This window comes from Streptosporangium sp. NPDC002544, from assembly GCF_040295965.1.
Taxonomy (GTDB): Bacteria; Actinomycetota; Actinomycetes; order Streptosporangiales; family Streptosporangiaceae; genus Streptosporangium.
Map to the genome: position 1 here is coordinate 206,009 of NZ_JBEOWJ010000009.1, position 20,574 is coordinate 226,582.

16 protein-coding genes are annotated in these 20,574 nt (G+C 68.7%); 10 read left to right on the top strand and 6 right to left on the bottom strand.

The window, feature by feature from the left end:
- Window positions 1–114 precede the first annotated feature (114 nt).
- Window positions 115–1,287: a methyltransferase, FxLD system gene (gene fxlM, locus ABT061_RS16205; protein ID WP_350917506.1), complete on the top strand. Its 1,173-nt coding sequence runs from the start codon at window positions 115–117 to the stop codon at window positions 1,285–1,287.
- 58 nt (window positions 1,288–1,345) lie between these two features.
- Here the strand turns inward: fxlM and ABT061_RS16210 are convergent, their stop codons facing one another.
- A complete protein-coding gene (locus ABT061_RS16210) occupies window positions 1,346–2,227 on the bottom strand; it encodes an alpha/beta hydrolase fold domain-containing protein (protein WP_350917509.1) in 882 nt (293 codons plus the stop codon).
- A gap of 572 nt (window positions 2,228–2,799) precedes the next feature.
- On the opposite strand from ABT061_RS16210, the gene ABT061_RS16215 reads away from it, so the two are divergent.
- From ABT061_RS16215 to ABT061_RS16225, 3 genes are all read left to right on the top strand, one after another.
- Complete coding sequence (locus ABT061_RS16215; protein ID WP_350917512.1) at window positions 2,800–3,255, top strand: DoxX family protein; 456 nt, start codon at window positions 2,800–2,802, stop codon at window positions 3,253–3,255.
- 381 nt (window positions 3,256–3,636) lie between these two features.
- The gene (locus ABT061_RS16220) at window positions 3,637–4,620 is read left to right on the top strand and encodes an ATP-binding cassette domain-containing protein (protein WP_350917515.1); all 984 of its coding nucleotides are present in this window, start codon (window positions 3,637–3,639) and stop codon (window positions 4,618–4,620) included.
- A gap of 113 nt (window positions 4,621–4,733) precedes the next feature.
- Window positions 4,734–5,498: an ABC transporter permease gene (locus ABT061_RS16225; RefSeq protein WP_350917518.1), complete on the top strand. Its 765-nt coding sequence runs from the start codon at window positions 4,734–4,736 to the stop codon at window positions 5,496–5,498.
- A gap of 108 nt (window positions 5,499–5,606) precedes the next feature.
- On the opposite strand, the gene ABT061_RS16230 is transcribed toward ABT061_RS16225, so the two are convergent.
- The 3 genes from ABT061_RS16230 to ABT061_RS16240 all read right to left on the bottom strand — a co-directional run bounded on the left by ABT061_RS16230 (window position 5,607) and on the right by ABT061_RS16240 (window position 8,880).
- On the bottom strand, window positions 5,607–6,239 hold the full coding sequence (locus ABT061_RS16230) for a hypothetical protein (RefSeq protein WP_350917521.1): 633 nt from the start codon (window positions 6,237–6,239) through the stop codon (window positions 5,607–5,609).
- A gap of 240 nt (window positions 6,240–6,479) precedes the next feature.
- A complete protein-coding gene (locus tag ABT061_RS16235) occupies window positions 6,480–7,493 on the bottom strand; it encodes a cytochrome d ubiquinol oxidase subunit II (RefSeq protein WP_350917524.1) in 1,014 nt (337 codons plus the stop codon).
- Window positions 7,494–7,497: 4 nt separating this feature from the next.
- Entirely contained in the window at window positions 7,498–8,880 is a 1,383-nt protein-coding gene (locus tag ABT061_RS16240; protein ID WP_350917527.1) for a cytochrome ubiquinol oxidase subunit I, read from the bottom strand.
- A gap of 485 nt (window positions 8,881–9,365) precedes the next feature.
- Here ABT061_RS16240 and ABT061_RS16245 point away from each other — a divergent pair, with 485 nt between their 5' ends.
- Both ABT061_RS16245 and ABT061_RS16250 read left to right on the top strand, forming a co-directional pair.
- Entirely contained in the window at window positions 9,366–9,944 is a 579-nt protein-coding gene (locus ABT061_RS16245) for a hypothetical protein (protein ID WP_350917530.1), read from the top strand.
- A gap of 332 nt (window positions 9,945–10,276) precedes the next feature.
- Window positions 10,277–10,873: an HD domain-containing protein gene (locus ABT061_RS16250; protein WP_350917835.1), complete on the top strand. Its 597-nt coding sequence runs from the start codon at window positions 10,277–10,279 to the stop codon at window positions 10,871–10,873.
- Between the two features lie 129 nt (window positions 10,874–11,002).
- Here the strand turns inward: ABT061_RS16250 and ABT061_RS16255 are convergent, their stop codons facing one another.
- Window positions 11,003–12,100, bottom strand: a complete 1,098-nt coding sequence (locus ABT061_RS16255; protein ID WP_350917533.1) for an FUSC family protein — start codon at window positions 12,098–12,100, stop codon at window positions 11,003–11,005.
- A gap of 258 nt (window positions 12,101–12,358) precedes the next feature.
- On the opposite strand from ABT061_RS16255, the gene ABT061_RS16260 reads away from it, so the two are divergent.
- Together ABT061_RS16260 and ABT061_RS16265 are read left to right on the top strand one after the other, a co-directional pair.
- The gene (locus tag ABT061_RS16260; RefSeq protein WP_350917536.1) at window positions 12,359–14,152 is read left to right on the top strand and encodes a hypothetical protein; all 1,794 of its coding nucleotides are present in this window, start codon (window positions 12,359–12,361) and stop codon (window positions 14,150–14,152) included.
- Between the two features lie 27 nt (window positions 14,153–14,179).
- Complete coding sequence (locus ABT061_RS16265) at window positions 14,180–15,328, top strand: serine/threonine-protein kinase (protein WP_350917539.1); 1,149 nt, start codon at window positions 14,180–14,182, stop codon at window positions 15,326–15,328.
- A gap of 386 nt (window positions 15,329–15,714) precedes the next feature.
- Here ABT061_RS16265 and ABT061_RS16270 read toward each other — a convergent pair whose 3' ends face one another.
- On the bottom strand, window positions 15,715–16,671 hold the full coding sequence (locus ABT061_RS16270) for a TIGR01777 family oxidoreductase (RefSeq protein ID WP_350917542.1): 957 nt from the start codon (window positions 16,669–16,671) through the stop codon (window positions 15,715–15,717).
- A 424-nt stretch (window positions 16,672–17,095) separates the two neighbouring features.
- Here ABT061_RS16270 and ABT061_RS16275 point away from each other — a divergent pair, with 424 nt between their 5' ends.
- Window positions 17,096–17,944 carry a hypothetical protein gene (locus ABT061_RS16275; RefSeq protein WP_350917545.1) on the top strand — a complete coding sequence of 283 codons (849 nt, stop codon included), beginning with the start codon at window positions 17,096–17,098 and terminating at the stop codon, window positions 17,942–17,944.
- A complete protein-coding gene (locus tag ABT061_RS16280) occupies window positions 17,938–20,565 on the top strand; it encodes an outer membrane protein assembly factor BamB family protein (protein ID WP_350917548.1) in 2,628 nt (875 codons plus the stop codon). The genes ABT061_RS16275 and ABT061_RS16280 overlap by 7 nt, the downstream gene beginning before the upstream one ends.
- Window positions 20,566–20,574: the final 9 nt, after the last annotated feature.

The window sequence follows — 20,574 nt, forward strand, 5'->3', positions numbered from 1 at the left end:
CGTCACGGCCCTCAGGATCCGTTTTTCCATACGACATCCGGCATAGCGACATTTTCCGCTCGCCGGGGCATATAACTCAGGCCGCCACATACGCATACGGCACGGAGGTCAACGATGGCTGGGTGGCACGCGTTACGGGAGGAACTGGTCTCGCGGGTACGTACCCGGGGGATCAGTCAGGTCGTGGCCGACGCGTTTCGGACGGTGCCACGGCACGTGTTCCTGCCCGAGCTTCCCGCGCAGACCGTCTACCAGGACGACGCCATCGTGACCAAGCGCGACGCGGACGGCCGCCCGATCAGTTCCTCCTCGCAGCCGGCGATCATGGCTCTGATGCTGGACCAGCTCGGGGTGGAGCCGGGGCAGCGCGTGCTGGAGATCGGCACCGGAACCGGCTACAACGCCGCGCTCCTCGCCCATCTGGTGGGGCCGGAGGGCCAGGTCGTGAGCGTCGACATCGACCCCGAGCTGGTCACGCTCGCCGGGGAGCACCTGGCGGTCGCGGGACACCCCGAGGTGAGGCTGGTGTGCGCCGACGGATCCGAGGGATTCCCGCCGGGGGCGCCCTACGACCGGGTGATCGCCACCGTCGGTGTGTGGGACCTGGCACCGGCCTGGCTTGACCAACTCGGGCCCGGCGGGCGCCTCGTGGCCCCGCTGGACCTGCGGGGGGTGCAGCGCTCGGTGGCGATGGAGCGAGCGGACGGGCACTGGACGAGCCGCTCGGTGCTGCCCTGCGGGTTCATGCGGATGCGCGGCCCCTTCGCGGGCCCCGAGACGACGCTGGTACTGGACCGCGAGTCCGACCTGACGATCTCGCTGCCCGAGGCGAGCGAGATCGGTGACGTGCTGGCGGCGCTCGACGGGCCCGTGGTCGAGCTCTCCACCGAGATCAGCGTCGGCTTCTCCCAGCTCCTCGACGGGCTGAGCCTCTGGCTGGCGGTGCACGAGCCCCGCTGGTGCACCATGTCGGAGGCGCGGCCCGGCTGGCTGGCCTCGCCCCCGCTCGACCTGACCGGGTTCCGGATGGCCGTCGGGATCGTCGAGCGCGACAACCTCTGCATGCTGGAGCCGTCGCCGGACGGCACCCTGATCGCTCGCGGCCACGGGCCGGACCGGCTGCGGCTCGCGGGCGAGCTGGTCGCTCACGTCCAGGCGTGGGACATGGCGGACCGCCCCATGACGACCGGACTCCGTATCGACGCCTACCTGGGTGACCCGCCGCGCGGCGGCCTGCTCCTCCGCAAGCACCACACCACCCTGGCCCTGTCGTGGCAGGATTCGTAGCGGGTCGCCGTCAGCGCGTGTGGCGCCGGCCGTCGCTTCGATCGCGGCGGAGCCGCCCTCAACTCTTCTGCAGGATCTGCGCGATCGTCGCGATGGCGTGGCGGCCCTCGGGGACCGGGGTCAGGACGTAGACGTGAAAGGCGCCCCGCACGACGTGCAGGTTCACCTGCACGTCGTGCGGGGCGCGCTCCCGCAGGAGCAGGGCGTCGGGATAGAGCACGTCGTGCGTGCCCACGAAGAGCTCGACCGGCGGCAGGCCGGCCAGATCACCGTGGACGGGGCTCAGCCGCGGGTCGCGCGGATCGTCCCCCGCGGCCCAGGCACGCCCGGCCTCGATCAGGCCGACGCTGCTGAGCCATGGATCGCGCCGTTCGACGACGGGGATGTCGGGGTGGGACATGGTGATGTCCAACCACGGTGACAGCAGGATCAGTCTGCCGGGCCGGGGCAGCGCGGAGGCGGCCAGGTCCTGCGCCAGGGCCAGCGCCAGACCGCCTCCGGCCGAGTCTCCGGCGAGGAAGACAGCCTCCGCCTCGCAGGTCTGTAGCAGGTCGCGGTAGACAGCGGTGAGGAAAGGAAAGGCTTCGCGGTGGGTGTGCCGGGGAGCCAGTCCGTAGATGGGCACCTCCACCCGCATCCCGGCATCGGCGAGTGCGAAGACGAAGCTCCAGTGCTCTTTGGTGATCTCATCGATGTAGGCGCCGCCGTGCAGGTAGATCACCGCTTTGGCCGGGGCCGGGACCGAGCGCGGGATCACGGTGTAGCAGTCGAACCCCTCCAGGCTGCGCCGGTGCACCCGGTGCCGTGCGGCCGCCCGGGCCGGGGGAGCCGGATCGGCCTTGACTGCGTTGATCGCCTTGCGGGCCCGCTCGGCGGTGGCCATGCGCGGCTTGTACAGCCCGCGCAGCAGCACCGACAGGACCCTCATCTGCACGCTCATCACGCCTCCTGCGGAGCCTGCGGCTCATTCATGACAGGCTTCATGTCCGTCCCTTGCCGACGCGCCGGCCGCCACCCGCGATCGGGCCTGCCCATGGGGTACGCGGCACGTCGTCCACCACCTGCACACTGCGCGGCACCTTAGTATCCGGCCGGCGTGGTACGACGAATACTGGAATCCGCCTGCCGATAGGGGCACGGTTCGGGCGACGTCCACAACCTCCGCGTCCCGGGTACACGGGTGACGTCACGACCGCGCATGGAACGCGCCAATCAGCTGTGTGGTTGAAACGTACATTAAATAGTTAAGTAGAACATATGTCGCCAAAAGGCGATCCACTCGGTTCAGCTGCGATTTTCGTACTTAACTCACTCTTTACCGATCAGTACTGATCGCCGACTCCAGACATCACACCTGTGACGATCTACCATGACACTCAACCTTGACAAAAGGTTAAACAAGGACACGGGCCGTCGTGTCATCGAACCGTACGGAGCGAGGGTGGAATGTGGCCCGGCGATGCCGTGTGGAAACAACGGATACGCGGCGCCATGAAAATCAGGGGTGATTCCATGCAGATCAACCGATTCAACGGGCCGGTGCTCTCGCTCTTCCGCATCGTGACAAGTCTTCTCTTCCTGTGCCACGGCCTGGCGTCGATGTTCGGCGTCTTCGGCGGCAACCGCGGCACCGGCCAGGCCCTCGCGTTCGGCGCCTGGCCAGGCTGGTGGGCCGCACTCATCCAGGTGGCCTGCGGCGGGCTCGTCCTCGCCGGGTTCCTCACTCGTGTCAACGCGACGCTCGCGTCAGGCTCGATGGCCTACGCGTACTTCGTGGTGCACCTGCCGCAGGACTTCATGCCGTTGCGCAACGGCGGCGAGCTCGCGGCGCTGTTCTGCTGGTCGTTCCTGATCATCGCCGTGCTCGGCCCCGGCCCCTGGGCGATCGACACCCTGCTCCGGCGCCGCCGCGGCGCCTCGGCCGTCCCCCGTCAGATCCACGCCCCCGCGCACGCCGAGGGAACCTGACCAGCACCTTTTCCCAGGAGCGTACCGGAGCCCTGGGCGCCGATCCGGCGCCTGGGGCTCTCTCACGTTCCGGCGGCTCAGGGGGCGTCACCGAGGCCCGGCCTCCCGCGGCGGAACGGGAATTTCGCGCTGTTCTTCATTGCTCCAGCCGGATTTGGAAAAGCCCAGGTCAGCGTGGAGAACCCGGTTCGGGCGGGTGCCGGAAAGGACCTTTCACCGATCCGAGGGAACGCGAGTTTTCGCAGGTCAGAGCAAATGTGAATGTACGTTTCACGTTTGCCTGATCCGGATCGCGTGGGTAAAGATGAATCATCTCCAGCCGGACCCCCGACCAGGGGTTTCTTCGGCATGCCACCAACCGACCACCCCGAGGAGGGGACGATGATCCATGCCCGAGGGCTGACCCGGCGATTCAAGGTCGGAAAAGGAGGCGTCGACGCCGTGCGCGGTCTCGACATCGATGTGGAGGCGGGTCAGTTGGTGGCCTTCCTCGGTCCGAACGGCGCGGGGAAGTCCACCAGCCTGCGCATGCTGACCTCCCTGCTCCCGCCGACGTCGGGAACCGCGACCGTGGCGGGCCGCGATGTCGTGTCGGATCCGGCCGGGGTCCGCGCCCGCATCGGCTACGTCGGCCAGAAGAGCAGCGCGGGTGAGAACTTCCGCGTCCGCGACGAGTTGGTGACCCAGGCGCGCTGCTACGGGCTGCGGCGGGCCGAGGCGCGGCGGCGGGCCGACGAGGTCCTCGGCCTGCTGGACCTGGAAGCGCTGGCCACCCGGAGGCCCGGCACCCTCTCCGGCGGCCAGCGCCGCCGTCTCGACATCGCCCTGGGCCTCATCCACCGGCCCGGCCTGCTGTTCCTGGACGAGCCCTCGACCGGCCTCGACCCGCAGAGCCGCGCCAACATCTGGGAACACATCCTGCGGCTGCGCGAGGAACACGGCACGACCCTCTTCCTGACCACTCACTACCTGGAGGAGGCCGACACCATGGCCGAACGGGTGGTGATCATCGACCACGGCCGGATCATCGCCGACGGAACCGCCGAGCAGTTGAAGGGCGAGCTGGCCGGTGACCGCGTCACGGTCACCGTCCACGACGAGCCGGGGGCGGCGAGGGCCGCCGAGGTCGCCGCGCGGATCGCGGGATCGGACGCGGTCACCGTCGACGGGAGGACGGTACGGCTGCGGGTGCCCCACGCGGGCAGGGCACTGCCGGAGTACCTGCGCTCCCTGGAGGTCTCGGGGGTGAAGGTCGCCACCGCGGAGACCTCCCGGCCCACGCTGGACGACGTGTTCCTCGCGCTGACCGGCCGCAGCCTGCGCGAGAGCGACGAGAACCACGGGACCGCCCCGCACGACGCCTGACCGTCGGCGCCGCCCCCTCGCACTGACCGGCCTCGCACTGAACGGCCACGCCCCGCGCAACACCTGGCCATCGGCGACATGCCCCTCCCCCACCGGCAAGAAAGGTCACCCCCGTGAGCGTACGACTCTTCCTCCGTGACACCTCGACCGTGTTCTCCCGCGAGTTCGTCCCCGTGTTGCGTGAGCCCCTCGGCCTCCTCTTCACCATGGGGCAGCCACTGCTCTTCCTCTTCCTGTTCGGTCCGCTGCTCGCCGGAACGCAGAGTTTCGAGGGCCAGGGATCGCCGTGGCAGTGGTTCGTGCCCGGCATTCTGATCATGATGTGCCTGTCCGGGCCGATGATGGCCGGCTACTCGCTGCTGGTGGAGCTGATCGGCGGCTCGATGGAGCGCATGCTGGTCACCCCGCTGAACCGCACGGCGATGCTGGTCGGCCGGACGATGAAGGAGTTCGTGATCCTGCTGGCCCAGGCCGCGCTGATCATCGTGCTCGCGGTGCCGCTGGGCTTCCGCCCGCACCTGCCGGGGGTGCTGACCGGGCTGGCGATACTGGTCGTGTTCGGGATCGGCCTGGGATCGCTCTCCTTCGTCCTCGCGATCGCGTCCAGACCGAGCGGCAACCTGTTCTACGGGGTCACCCAGCTGGTGCTGTTCCCGCTGATGCTGCTCTCCGGCGTGCTGCTGCCGATGGACTTCGGCCCGGCGTGGCTCCAGGCGGTCGCCGCGCTGAACCCGGTCACCCACATCGTCGAGGCGGAGCGGGCACTGTTCTCCGGTCGTTTCGCGGACACCTCGGTGCTGTACGGGACGCTCTGGGCCTGCGTCGTCGCCGCGGTGGGCCTGGCCATGGGCACCAGGGCGATGCGCCGCGGCATCTGACACAGCGCCCTCGGAAGCGGGCGCGTGTCCGGCCGCCCCTCTGGACCGGCGCGGAAAAGACCGAACACCCCGCTCCCGAGAAGGCGAGCGGGGTGTTCGCGTGCGCGACTACCTGGGGGTGGGGGTGGTGGTCGTCGTGGGCGCTGCGGCCGGCGCCGGGGAGCCGGCCGGGGCACCGCCCTTCCTGCAGTTGCCCCACTCCAGCACGGCCGGGTTGGTGGACACGTTGGTGCAGGTGAGCTTGCCCTTCAGGCCGGGAACGTCGAACGCCGCAAGGTCGAACACCTGGTACTTGATGGCGGTGGCGTCCTTGCCGTCCTCGCCGTCCTTGCCGTCCTCGCCGTCCTTGCCGTCCTTGCCGTTGGCACCGTCCTCGCCGTCAGCGCCGGGCTTACCAGCGGGCCCCTGCGGGCCGGTCTTCCCAATCGGCCCCTGCGCGCCGGTCAGGCCCTGCTCACCCTGCGGCCCCTGAGGACCACGCGGGCCCGTCTCCCCCCGCGGGCCGGCGGTGGCGACACCGCTCTGCCCCTCACTGGCCTGCTTGGTCCACCACACCTTGACCTCAGTGGGCTTGCACTTCGTGGTGGCGTTGACGAGCCGCACGTAGCCGGTGCTCTTGGCCTTGCACGCGTAGATGAGGTCAGCGCCTGAGGTCTGTGCCGCCGAGGCCGTGGTGACGCTGGACAGGCCGACCGCGAGGACCGCGGTAGCCGCGATCGCCAAGGGCGTCTTGAAACGCATATAGAACTCCAGAGAAGAAAGGGAAGGTCGTGGCGCGGCTCGACAAGAGTGGCAGTTGGGAACGGTCCACGCTGCCATATCGGATCATGTAATGAAAAAGAGACCAGTTCCTCCGGTGGCCACGGTCGCGCTGGAAGGGCGCACCCGCGCGGTGATGGAGCGGGTGGACATGACCCGCGACCCGGCCGGCGATTTCGGCCGGCCACGGGTGCTACGCCCCGGCGTCCCGTACCGGCTCGGTCAGTCAGACGCGTCAGAACGGTATGACCAGCGCCTCTGCAGCAGGAACAGCAGGGCCAGGGAGGGCACCAGGAGCAGCGCCCCGACGGCGAGCGAGATCAGCGTCGCGGTCAGCACCGCCGGATGCGCCGCGGCCTCGTTCACCGTGAGGGACGGCGGAAGCATCAGGGGATACTGCGCGAGTGGCCAGCCCCACAGCACCGCGGTGACGGCCAGCGCACCGGTGATCCGGACAAGCGTGAAGCTCCGCCGCCACAGCAGGACCAGGGAGAGCAGTCCGAACACCGCACTGGCGATCACCAGGGGCAACGCCCGGTGGGTGAGTCCCTCGAACAACCGGGGCGCGTCCGCCCGGAGCACCGCGATGCCGGCGAGCGCGACGACTCCGACGCATGATCCCGTGATCAGCGCCTTGGTCCGGAAACTCTCCGCCAGGTGCGACATCCCCGCCCGTACCGCGTCGTCGCACAGGTATATCGCGGCCAGGTAGGCGCAGACGCCGACCGCGAGGACCCCGCCCAGCATGGAGGTCGGGTTCAACCAGCCGGTCACGACGTTTCCGGCCGCGAGGCCCACCGGCACACGTCCCGAGGCGACCCCTCCGGCCGCGGCGCCCAGGAAGAAGGGGGTCAGCACGGAGGAGATCGCGAAAGCGGCGCCGAACAGGCGTTTCTGCCACAACTCCGTGGCGGCCTTACGGAAGGCGAAGGCGGATCCTCGGGCGATGATGCCGAACGCCACCAGCGTCAGCGGGATGTAGAGGGTCGACATGACGGAGGCGAAGACCGGCGGGAACCCGGTCCACAACATGACGAGCACGAAGATCAACCACACGTGGTTGGCCTCCCAGACCGGCCCGATGGAGTGCTCGATGAGGTTGCGCTCCGGCATGCCCGCTCTGCTGCGCCCGGCCAGCAGATCCCAGATGCCGCCGCCGAAGTCGGCTCCGCCCAGCAACGCGTAGCCGGTCACCCCCACCCAGAGCACGAGCAACACGATCTGCGCCGGGTCCATCGGATCAGTCCCGTTCCTGAGGGGCGTGCAGGAGCACTTCGCCGGGGATCTCCTCCGCCGGGACCTCCTTGGGTTCACGTGCCAGCCGCCGCAGGACGTAGCCGATGGCGACGGTGAGGAACAGATAGACCAGCAGGAGGGCGAGGAACCCCAGCCACAGCCCGGGGGCGGGGTTGACTCCGTCGGCCGTGCGCAGCCTGCCGTACACGACCCAGGGCTGCCTGCCGACCTCTGTCACGATCCAGCCCGTCTCCACCGCGACGACGGCGGCGACGCCGCAGACGGCCGCGAGCCTCAGGAACCACGGGGAGCGCGGCAGGTCACGCCGCCGCCACCAGGTCAGGGCGAACCAGGCCGCCATCAGGAGCAGGAAGAAACCGATCCCCACCATCATGTCGAAGGCCAGGTGCACGGGGTTGACCGGCGGGCGGTCGGCCGCGGACACGACGTTCAGCCCCTGGACCACGGTGTCGGGGTGAAAGCCCACCAGCAGGGAGAGGCCGTAGGGAATCTCCAGCGCGTAGCGCAGCTCGTCGTTCACCACGAAGCCGCCGATGCTCAACGGCGCACCGGCGCGGGTCTGGAAGAGAGCCTCCGCGGCGGCGAGTTTGACCGGCTGGTTGGTGGCCAGGAATCTGGCGATGAAGTCGCCCACCACGATCTGGATCGGGGCGAATATCGAGCCGAGCGTGAAGGGAATCAGGAATCCCAGCCGGTGGTAGCGATCCCGCCGTCCGCGCAGCAGGGCCACCGCGTACACCCCCGCGACGAGGAATCCGGCGACCATGAAGGCCGCCACGATCATGTGCGTCGTCTGCAGCGGCGTGGCCGGGTTGAGCATCGCGCCCCACGGGTCCACGCTGGTGATCTTCCCGTCCTTCGCCTCGAACCCGACCGGCTGGTTCATCCACGCGTTGGCCGAGACCACGAAGAACGCCGACGCCGTCCCCGCGATCATGACGGGAATCCCGGTCAGCAGGTGGATCCTGGGCGGTAGCCGGTCCCAGGAATAGAGGTAGACACCGATGAAGATGGCCTCGATGAAGAAGGCGATCCCCTCCAGCGCGAAGGGGAACCCCATCACCTGGCCGTAGACGCCCATGAGACCCGGCCAGAGCAGGCCCAACTCGAAACTGAGGATCGTTCCGGAGACCGCCCCGACCGCGAACAGCACTCCCACGGCCCTGGCCCACTTGCGGGCCAGCCGCATGTAGTTGTCGTCACCGGTGCGGATCGCCCGCCACTCGGTGAACACCAGCAGGACCGGCATGCCGACCCCCATGCACGACAGCACGATGTGCCAGCCCAGCGACACCGCCATCTGCAGCCGTGCCGCCAGCAGATCCATCGCGCTCGCCGCCCCGGCCAGCGCGCTGATCCCCGTCACGGCACGGACACTTCAGCGTGCGTGACACGGTGGCCGGTCTCCCCATGCGCGTCCGGCCACCCGCCCCGCATCTGAAAACAGCATCTGACCTGCATGGAAGCGCTCTTCCCTGTAGGTATGAGCCACAAACGACGGGAGGTCGTGTCCATGAATCCGGTGCGAGATGCCGCGTCGGGAACCGGTCATGGATCGCCCCTGACCAGATGCGGGGATAAATCGGTCTTATCGCCACGAAAAACAGGCCAGTTCCTTGATCTGGGTGATTCCGCACGCCGGTGGTGTGCGGAATCACCCAGATCAAGGAAACCCCCTGATCACCCGCACCTCCCCTCGGTGTGCCCGGAGATCCCGGTAGACCATTTGCCCTGGGTCCGCGTGACCGGTGATGATGTCCCGCGCCAATGGTTAAGCTTTGATTCTGTCCTTTTCATCCTCTCTCGCTATTTTGAACATAGCGCCACTTCGGCCTGTTGTAGGCTGCCGACGTGAGCGCCGCCGCCCCGTCCCCCCGGTCCAGATTTAAAATATCCATTTTTCTGAGTTATCCGAAACCATGTAACTCCCGGCAGGAGGCGTTCGTCGAAGCACTCTGCGGCTATCTCGACGACCGCGGTTTCGCACCCCGGACCCTGGGCGTGACGGACTATGACATGGACGCCCCCTTGAAAGCGATCCGCCGTCTGATGCTTGAGTCAAACGCCTTGATCACGATCGCCTTCCGCCGGACATACGTCGAGCGGGCCGTTGGAAACCATCTGGCCGACTTACCGGGCCGTTCCCCCTACATCATCAGCGACCAATGGCTGACGAGCCCTTGGTCGCACATCGAGCCGGCCATGGCCTTCCAACTGGGGCTTCCCTCTCTGATCCTGCGGGAGCGCGGTGTAATCGCTGACGGCATACTGGAAAAAGGCGTCCTGGGCAGCTACATGCCGGAGTTCGACACCTCCACACCCGTGAACGACTACTTCGACTCCCCCGAGTGGCGTGACCTCATCTGGAAATGGGAGAGCCAGACCCGAAAAGTAGTGGAGACCAAAGGGAATCCCCCGAAGCTGTATTGACTCATGTCATCGGCATACGACGACAGCGTCATCCTTGAGCGACGCGGCACAGCCGTCGTCAGCCGGAACCTCACGCATCGCGCATCCGCCAGGGCCGGCGACGCGGCCCGGGTGGATAACCCTGGAGCGCGGTTACGCGTCAGGCCGGCTCGGCGGCGACAGCGCCACGGCGGGCGCGTGTGCCGCCTCGCCGGTGAGCAGCCGTCCTCCAGTGGTGGACGATCAGGGCGGCGGCGCACGCCAGAGCGACCAGCCCGAATCCGATGCCGACGAAGAGCACTGAGCTGATCCGCGACGCCGAACAGCGGCGTCACAGGTGGTTAACTCCCGGCATGCGGATTCCAACGGACAGCGAGATTCGCGCGCTGCACGCGAAGTACGCGCCCACCCGGGAAGCGTTCGATCTCGTCTACACCCACTGCGAAATCGTGTGTGGAATCGCGGAACAGCTCCTCCCCCGTGCCGACCCCGACCTCGATGCGGACCTGGTACGGGCCGGCAGCCTGCTTCATGACATCGGGGTGTACCGGCTGTACGACCAGGATGGAAAGCTCGATCACGCACGCTATGTGCGTCACGGGATACTCGGCTACCAACTCCTCCTTGATGAGGGGTTCCCGGAGAAGATCTGCCGCTTCTGCTCCTGTCACACCGGGGTGGGAATCAGCCGTCACGACATACGGCGGCAAGGCCTCCCGCTGCCACCTGCCGACTACATGGCGGAATCAGCCGAAGAAGAACTCGTGATGTACGCGGACAAGTTTCACAGCAAAACCGATCCCCCGACATTTGTCTCCGCCACCTCCTACACCACTCAGGTCCGGCGCTTCGGCGCGGAAAAGGTCGTGATCTTCAAGTCGCTGTGCGAAAGTTTCGGAGTTCCCGATCTCACACCGTTCGTCACCACGTACGGGTACGCCGTGGTGTGACACGCTCTCCATCGAATCGGCGTCAGCGGCTGGCTCGTAAGGTGCACGCCCCGGCCTGACGCCTCTGACCCGCTGGTCCATCACAATCGACCGTCTCACGGATCTGGCGAGCCTTCGGGCTGTTCGGCCTCAGCCGCGCGTGCTCTCGTCGCTCCGCTCGTTCAGCGGGGTCAGCGCGGCCGAGGCCACGTCGTGGTCCATCCCGGTCGCCTCAAGCAAATCGACGGCGATGGAGCGCAGCTGCGCGATGATGACGTTCGCGGAGAAGCCCAGGTTTTTCGGCCGCTCCCGCGCGGCGACGGCGAGCAACGCCTGCCTGGCCAGCATCGGTTCGCGCCCAGCCCCTAGTTCGAGCTGCAGTAGCAGCGCCGCCTCCGAGACCTCGCGCAGTAACTCGGCCAGCGCGGCCGGCGGCGGGCTGGCCTCACCCAGCGCCGCGAGCGTGCGGCGGACCAGCACCCGCGCGTTGCGCAGCGCCAGATCCACCGGTAGGGCGGCGGTCTCGTACCTGGTCAGTCTGGCCCGGTGATGCCAGTGCAGCGGCGAGATCATGATGATCTCCTTGCTGTTCTCCAGCGCCGCCTCGAACTCCTCGACCGCCGTCTGGGTCCTGCGTCCGCCCTCCAGTGCCTCGGCGGCCAGGTCCATGTCGCCCTTCTCGATCGCCTCCGCCGCCTGCTCCAGCACGGTGGAGAAGGCGTCGAGCACGCCGGACAGATGCTTGCCCGCGATGGTGAGCGGGTTGGCAGGCAGCAAAGCGACCGCGGCGATGCCGATGACGCCGCCGGTGAGCGCGTCGGCCATCCGGTCCAGCCCGCCGACATCCTCGCCCGGCACCAGCATGGCGACCAGCACCGCGGACGACCCGACCTGCGACACGAACAGCTCACCGCTGTTCAGCAGCCCCGCGATGCTCATCGCCAGCGCGATCACGAGCGCCATCTGCCAGGGGCCCGAGCCGATCCAGGACACCAGCAGGTCGCCGATGCCCACGCCCAGACTGACGCCGACCACCAGCTCGGCCACCCTGCGCAGCCGCCGACCGAGCCCCACACCCACGCAGATCATCACGGAGATGGGCGCGAAGAGGGGGTGGGTGTGGCCGAGCAGATGAACGGCGACGATCCAGGCCAGCGCGGCGCCCACGGCACACTGCGCGATGGAGGGCGCAATCAGGCCAAACGTACCCAGCCGCTTCCTAGCTTGATCACTGAGCCACGTTCGCACCCCTCCACAATGGTGGATCTTTATGACATTAGGATCACATTTGCCCCGAATTCTTCTGATTCTGACCATTCGGCCGAGGTCAGGGTGACCACGGCATCCCGCCGGCGGTCAGCCTCGGCAGCGGCAACCACTCCCTCATCGCCATCTTGCAGGCGGATACGGCGCCAGCTATGAATAAGGCGTCTCATGTCACGTTTTCCGACTGTTAAAAGCCTCACGACGTGCGGTCGTTTTCCCAGCGGTGAACCAGGAGAGTGTGTGACCACGGACAGAGATGACCTCGCGGCGGCGGTGGAGCGGACCGTGAAGTCCTCCATGAGGCCGCTGACCCTGAGCTGGACAGAGCACAACACCGGCGTCATGGACAAGCTGAAGTCGATGATGAAGTCCACCGAGGATCTCGGCAAGCAGGTCACGCAGTTGCGGGAGGGCCAGGCGCTTCTGGCCAAGGAACTCAAGGCCGTCGCCCGGTCGGTGAACGACCTGCGCGCGCAGGTGGAGCTCAACGCCAGCAGAGCCGAAGCATGGGCCGAGCTGCACCGGCTGAAGGCCGAGATGAAGGAGGAGTTCGCCTCCCGGAACCACACGCGCCGGCTCGCGAGGAGCCTGATCACCGAGCTCGTCGCCGCCGCGATCCGCGATCGCACGCTGGCTTCGGAGACGGTACGGCAGGCGGTGAGCACGCAGATGCTCAGCACCGGGAAGTACTGGCTCGGCCCCGCTGTGGTCGCCGTCGCCGCGGAACTGCTGGAGGAAGAGGAGCTGCGCAACCAGGCGTGGAGCCTGGCGACGGCCGCGGACAAGAGCCGTAGCACGCTGTTCCTCGCCCTTGTGCACTCCCTGCGCCGAGACGAGAAGCGAGACGAGAAGGCGGCCGCCCGGAGCATGGACCGCTACCTGAAATCGCTCAACCCCCGTGCGCTCGGCGGCGAGTTCTTCCACGTGCTGAACGCCCTGGCGGAGGAGGAGCTCGGGGAGAAGGCCCTGATCTACGCCAAGGAGAGGCTGAGCATATGGGCGGAGGAGATCGATGCATTGACGGACGCGACCAATCCCACCTACAGCTCCCAGCGTGACGCATGCCGCCGGCAACTCCTCACCTACCACGCTCCACTGCCCGGCCAGGACTACCTCCGGCTCCGGCAGCTGGCCGAAGGGCAGTGGCAGCGCATCGAAGACGGCTGGAAACAAGCCACGGCGTGCGGGACCGTGGCCACGCATTTCCGCAACCGCTTCGCCGTCGTTGAGAGCGTGCCCCGCTCCGAGTACGACCACATCCGGCATGCGATCGAGGCGCTCATCAAGCACCCGGGCCCCGATGAACTGGAATACCTCAGATCCATACGCCAGGCGGAGCTCGTGGTCGAGAGCGGCGGCAACGGCGGGACCGCACAGGCGGTCTCCGAGCTGAGCGATCCCCTCTCCGAGACGATCGACCTGCCGACCCTGCTGACCCGTGCCGCGTTCGCCCCTGAGAAGTGCGGAATCGGTGAGCGGGCCCAGCGCCTCGCGCTCGCCTACGCCGGCGGATGGATCATCGCCGCCGGGCAGTCCGTCACAGCGCAGGCGACCGAGCACCGGCCGGCGCGCGTGCAGGTCACGCAGGTACGGTGGCCGAACTGGCGACGCGAGATCGACGCGGAGACGCCCGAGGAGGACCAGGCCGATCGGCTGGCCGACGACCTGTGCAAGCACATCGAGAGAGCGGCGGAGCGGGTCCGGTACGACACCGTCCGGCTGGGTGTCGGAGGTGTCGGCCTGGCGGCCGCACTGCTCTCCTTCCCCGTCGCCGACGGGGTGGCCGCGTGGATGTTCCTGCTTTTCGGCCTCCTCGGCGTCGTATGGGCGTTGCCGGAACTCGGCCGCGTGCCGAGGGAGCGGAAACGGATCAGCGAACAGACGCGGGAGGAGAAGCGCCGAGCGCGCAACAGTCTGCGCGGAGCGGTCGAGGAGAGCACCGTTCTCCTCGAAAGATGGAACACCGCCACCGCCACCGGGCTCCACGAACTCCAGGAATGCCTCGCGGATCTCCGGTCGGACAAGCACCGCTGAGCGACTACGCCACGACGAGGGGAACCCATGGAAGCCGGCACGGTGCTGGGTGGCAGGTACGAACTCCTCCGCCAAGCAGGAGAGGGTGGACAGGGACTGCTGTGGCAGGCGCGTGATCGGAAGACCGGCGACCACGTCGCGGCCAAGCTGCTCCTCATGGACGATGCGAAGCGATACAAGCGGGAGATCCGAGCACTGCGCCTGCTGTCGCCCAGCGACCGGATCGCCGCCCTCCACGACGCCGCCGACCATGACGGTCGCCCCTACCTCATCATGGGATGGATCGAGGGCGACTCATTGCAGGAGGTGCTGCGCCGCGAGCCCTTGCCCCGGCTGGAGCGGGTCCTGCACTGGACCGGGCAGATATGCGAGGGACTCGCTCACGCGCACAGGGAGGGTGTCTTCCACCGCGACGTCAAACCGGCCAACATCATGGTCTCCCCCGCGGGAAACGTCACGCTCGTCGACTTCGGCATCGCCCGGTTCATCGACTCGACGTTCACCGCGTTTCCCGAGGACCGCCGCCCCACCGGCTCCTACGCCTACCTGGCTCCCGAGAGATGGCACGAGCACCCGGGCGACCATCTGAGCGACCTGTACGCGCTTGGGTGTGTGCTCTACGAGATGCTCGCCGGGCAGCCCCCGTTCGGATTCGCGTGGCGTTACACGGACTGGACGCGCCTTCGGGACAAGCACCTTCACGCCTCTCCGGTCCCCCTGGCCCAGCACCGCTCCGGCATCCCCGAGGTGCTGGACCGGCTCACCGTCCGCCTGCTCGCCAAGTCTCCGGCCGAACGGTCCGGCGACGCGCAAGAGGTGATCGAGCAGATCTCCAGGCTCATCCACCCTCCCACACACCGGGTCGGCGACGGCTCCAGGGGCGGCGACACTCCTACGGCTGTGGGACCCTACGTGGATCCGGGCTTCATCGAGCGGTTGCGCACCGCCGACGTGCGGATTCAGCGGCTGAACACCTTTCCCGGTCCGGACGCCCTCATCACGTTGGAGGCCCAGGCGGAGCGGGCCGAGCTCATCGGGCAATCGGGTGACGTGACGGGAGCCATACGGGAGTACGACAGGATCGAGAAGCTCTACAGCCGCGTCCACGGCCCCCATCACCCGCTGACCCTGGCCATCCTCAAAGCGGGGATCCGCTGGACGTTCGCCGAGAAGTGAGCCGAGAAGCGACTGGAAGGACGATGCCGTACGCCCAGCTACCGCCCGTCAGCCGCACCCCGGGGAACTCGAGCGGGATCAGGTCCGTGTCGCCCGAGACGAGCTGCCCGGCTCCATGCCTTGCCCGCCTTGTACAAGGCGGCCGCCAAGGGCCTTAGTTGAAGGTGCGGGTCTCGACGAGTTCGAGATCCACCTGGCGCTCGCGCTGGGGAAAGAATCGTCTCGTACAGCCGTCGTCCCAACAGGTAGACGCCGACCTCTCGTATCTCGTCGATGTGGGAGCGAAAGACCTCCTCGTCGGGTGCCGTCCAGTCGAAGCCGCCGTCCGGCCCGACGATTGTCACGGGCCGCGGAACGCCCGCCGGTGGTCCGCGTCCCCGGGAGGCTCACCCGGGGACGCGGGCCCCTCCACGCACGCGCCCCACGAGGTCGTCGGCGGCCTCAGGCCACCGGGCATGGTCGAAGGTGAAGCCCGCTTCGAGCAGGCGGCCGGGGACGACCCGGCGGCTCTTCAGCAGGAGTTCGGTGTCCGAGCGCAGTGCGAACGCGCCGAGCCCGGCCATCCACCTCGTCGCGGGCAGGCCGACCCGAATCCCCCATGCCGCGCGCAGCACGCGCATGAACGTACGCTGCGGCAGAGGATCGGGAGCGGCGAGGTTCACCGGCCCGGCGAGGTCGTCCCTGTCGGCCAGGAACTCGACGGCGCGGACGAAGTCTCGGTCGTGGACCCAGGACATGTACTGCGCGCCGCCCGCGATCGGGCCGCCGAGGCCGAGCCGCACCATCCGCAGCAGGACGTCGAAGACACCACCGCGATCGGGACTCATCACCATGGCGGTACGCAGGGCGACCTTGCGCGTGTGCGGGGTTTCAGCTCGCTCCTGCTCCCGCTCCCACGCTTTCGCGATCTCGACGCTGTAGGCCCAGTAGGCCGGGACACCGGGTTCGGTGCCGCCGATCACGCCGGTCGCCTCGTCATTGGGCGCGTCGAAGCGGTGAGAGTAGACGGTGGCGGTGCTCATCTGCAACCAGACCCGAGGAGGCCGCGCGGCGGCCGCGATCGCCTCGCCCACGACCCGGGTGGAGTGCACGCGCGAGTCCATCATGGCCCTCAGGTTGGCGGCGGTGTAGCGGCAGTTGACGCTGCGCCCGGCCAGGTTGACCACGATGTCGCTGCCGTCGATCTCCTCCGCCCATGGCCCCAGGGTCCCCCCGTCCCAGCGCACATCACGCTCCCGCACCGGCCGCCTGGTCAGCACCACGACGTCATGCCCCGCAGCGGTCATCGCACGATCCAGGATCGCGCCCACCTGGCCGCTTCCTCCAGGTATCACTATTTTCATCGGACTCCCCAGAACGTGTGAGACCAACCTAGCGCGGCACGCTGAACGCGTTCAAAAGAGGTCGCTCACCGACCCGCGCGCATGCGCGGCGGCCTCCAGGCGAGCGAGACGTCGAGTGCGCTCGTCATGGGCTTCATACCGTTCGATCAGCGAATCGAGCGCGCGCCGCATGGCGACCCAAGGCGCTTCGCCGGGTGGGCGTCACGTAGGCGCTCACCGGCGTCGACCGACTCTCCGAAGGGCGCCTCTTCCTTGGACGGAAAGTATCGGACGAGCGGTCCTCCTCCCGCATGAGTGGGCAGCGGATCCGCAGGACACGCCGGACATGCTCGCCGACAGCCGTGAATAACCGGAAACCGCTCCTTCGCGCTCAAGCTCGTGCCTACCCTGGTCTCGAAGATCGGTCGTGGAGGAATGCGTCCCCATGGGCAGAGCTCGCCGGAACAAGCGCACATCGACCGGCCGCGACGCCGCGGCCCAGCGACAGGATGGTGCCGAGGCGTCCGATCCCGCCCGGTCGAAAGGGCTGCTGGCGTGGCTGGCGGGGATCGTCAGCGCCGTGATCCTGGCCGCGTTCGGCGTCGTGTTCACCGAGTGGTACAACGCGCACGGCTCCGACACGGTCGAGCAGGTACGCGGCGCCGCCCCGATCACCGTCGGCCACGTAGCCGTCGACTACTCCGAGCGCGACACCGTCCTGCGCGAACCGGTGACCGCCCCCGAGGACCGGGCGCTCATGCTGGCCGCCCACGCGGGCAAGCAGCGTGAGGCGATGCTGGCGCGCCACCAGATGGCCCTGATCGACAGCATGAACGTCACCGTCGCGCTGACCGGGAACCGCAGCAGCCTGCGCATCGTGGACATCGAGCCGCAGGTCCTCGCCCGCAGGCCGGTGTCGGAGGGCGCCCGCCTGATCGCCATCACCGGCGGCGGCGAGGCGGGCACCGTCGAGATGGCCGCCGACCTCGACCGTCCCGCGCCTCGGTTCACGACCGGCGGGGACACCCCATACTTCCGGAAGAAGCAGATTGACCTGAAACGGGACGAGCCGGTCACGCTCAGCCTGAGCTTCACCGGCAAGAAGGCGTACTACGAGTTCGACCTGCGGGTCACGGTGCTCGCGGACGGCCGTACGGAAGAGGTCATGGTCAAAGGACCGGACGGGGGGCCGTTCCGGCTGACCGGCGAGGCCGCCCGGTACCGGTCCTACTACCGGCAGGCGCCGCAGGGCGGCTGGCGGCCGGTCTCCTGCGGGAAACGCCGGACATGCTGATCACCCGTTGCCTCCGGGTTCTGGCGGCGCTCTCGGTGGCCGCCGCGCTCGCGGTCGCCGATGACGGGCGGCCTCCGCTGGAGCTCGTGGGGTGGAAGGCGGCGTGGTCGGCCCCCGCCGATGAGACGGCCTCGTTCTCCTTCCTGTCCGGCGAGAATCTGATCATGGCGATGTCGGAAGAGGGGACGGTGACCGTGCGCGATCCCGGCACCGGCGCGATCCGGCTCACCATTCGCACCCCGCTCCATTCCCTCAGCGACGCGTGGGCCACGGCCGGCACCCTCGTCGTGGCCGGGAGCCGGAAAGGATCGTCGGACCGGACCCTGTACGGCTACGACCTGGCCTCCGGCGGACCGCTGTGGCGGCACGCGCTGTCCCCGTCGGGGCCACGGGCGCACGACTTTCCGCGGATCCTGATGTCCGAGTACGGCGTCGTCGTCTTCCACCGGGAGTCCGGGCTGCTCTTGCTCGACGCGCGAACCGGCGGCGTCCGGGCGCGGGCCGCCGTGGCGGTGGGCTGCGAGGGAGAGACCGGCTCCACATCCGGGGCTCTGCTGTTGCTGAGCCGCTGCGGGCAGGGTCGCGTGCGGCTCGACTCCTTCGATCCGCGCACGCTACGGCGGAACTGGACACGTCCGGTGACCACCTGGAGCGTCGTGCCGGGCGTCGGCGTCCGGCTCTGGTTCAAGAGTGCGTCGGAGGGCTTCGTCATCGCGGCGGTGAACGGCGACGAGTTCCTCTTCACGCGGGACGGCACACCGCTGCCCCGCTCCCACCTGGAGCGGGCCACCGCCGGAAGCCCGGCGCCGGAGGTCGGCCGGCATCCCGACGCGGAGGACCGCCCCGGGTTCGACTGGAACAACGCGTGGCCGCTGCCCGGTTACCTCAACTCGCGAGAGCAGGACACCGGCCCTCCCATCCCGCTCCCCCTCGACAGGCCGCTCACCCACACCACCGTCTTCGTGGGGGCGACCTCCCATATGGCCCTCATCCACGGTGATGCCCGGATCACCGCCCTGCGCCCCGCCTACGGACGTCCCACCGGCCCCGTCGCACTCGGCGGCGTCCCGCCGGGCGATTGGCCGGACGCCTGCTCCCTGCTCACCTCGCGCGACCTCGGCCAGGACTTCCGCCGCGTCCCGGGAAACAAGTCCCTGGGCCCCCTCACCCTGCCCAGGCCCGTGACCTGCGACTGGGTGCCACCCGAGGACGACGGCGGGGTCATCTCGCTCTCCGTGAGCTGGGTGTCCCCGGACGCCGGCGCTCTCTTCGCCGCCGCCGCCGAGCTGACCAGGCGTCACGAGAGCTTCGACTACGACCCCACGGTCGAGGGCGAGGGCATCTTCTCCTACACCGCCCACGGCCCCGGGGGGACCTTCGGCGCGGCGCTGGTCAACGTGGGCCCGGTCATCGTCCATCTGACGTCGCCGTCGCGACTGGTGCAGCGCCTGGCCGCGTTCCGGGTGCGTGACAACCTGATGGCCCGCTACCGGCCGGGGAAGCACGTCCCGCCTCCGGCGCGGACGGGCGGGTGGACCCACCTCGCCGACGGGAGCGTCAACATCGACCCGGTGGTGGACGGCGGTGTGGTGTACGCCGGCGCCGACGACGGTCTGTACGCCCTGGACGCCGTCACCGGCCGGGCACGGTGGAAATCCTGGCCGGCCATGCCCATGCTCGTGGACGGCGTGCTCTACGGCGCGAGGAGCGACGGGGTGGCGGCCATCGACACCGCCACCGGCCGGATGCGGTGGAACCGCCGCTTCGGCACCCGGTACGTCGGCATCCATGACCTCGTCATCCAGGACGGCGGCGTGTACGCGGGCGTCGGACTCACCCACGTCGTGGCGCTGGAGGCCGCCACCGGCAAGCAGCGGTGGCGCTTCCGCGTCCCCGGCACCCTGGGCCGCGTGGCCGTGGCCGCCGGTACCGTCCACGTGAGCAGCCGGGAAGGCATGCTGTACGCCCTCGACGCCAGGACGGGCGCGCTTCGCTGGCGTTCCCGCGTGGGCACCGGAAATATCAACCCGGCCGGTTACCTGGCCGCGACCGGGGAGGCCATCTTCGTGATCACCGGCGCGAAGGCGTCCGCGCTCGACCCCGCCACCGGGAAGGCACGGTGGCGCGCCCGCGTCAGCGCCGCCGTCCGGTACGACCCCGTCGTGATCGGTGGCACCGTCTACCTCGGCGATCTCGCCGGGCGCACGTACGCGCTGAACGCCGCCTCCGGCCAGGAGCGATGGAGGCTCACCACCGAGGGCGACAGCGGCCGGTGGAACGTCACCGCGTCACGAGGGAAGGTCTACGTCGCCGGCCGGAGCCTGCACGCCCTCGACCCCGAAACCGGGAAAGAACGGTGGAGCAGGCCGCTCATCGCCCAGATGTCGGTCCACGAGGACACCGTCTTCGCCCAAGAGGAGGGCGGCACGCTGCACGCGCTGGACGCGGCCACCGGCGCGCCCCGCTGGCACTTTCAGACCGGTGGCAGGTTCCAGACCCTGCCGGTCGTGGCCGGCGGCCTCGTCTACGTCGGCAGCTCGAACGGCAACCTGTACGCGCTGCGCGACACGGACGGACTCCCCGGGCCGAACCCGGCGGAGCTTGACCGGCGCACCTGGTGAGTACGGGGC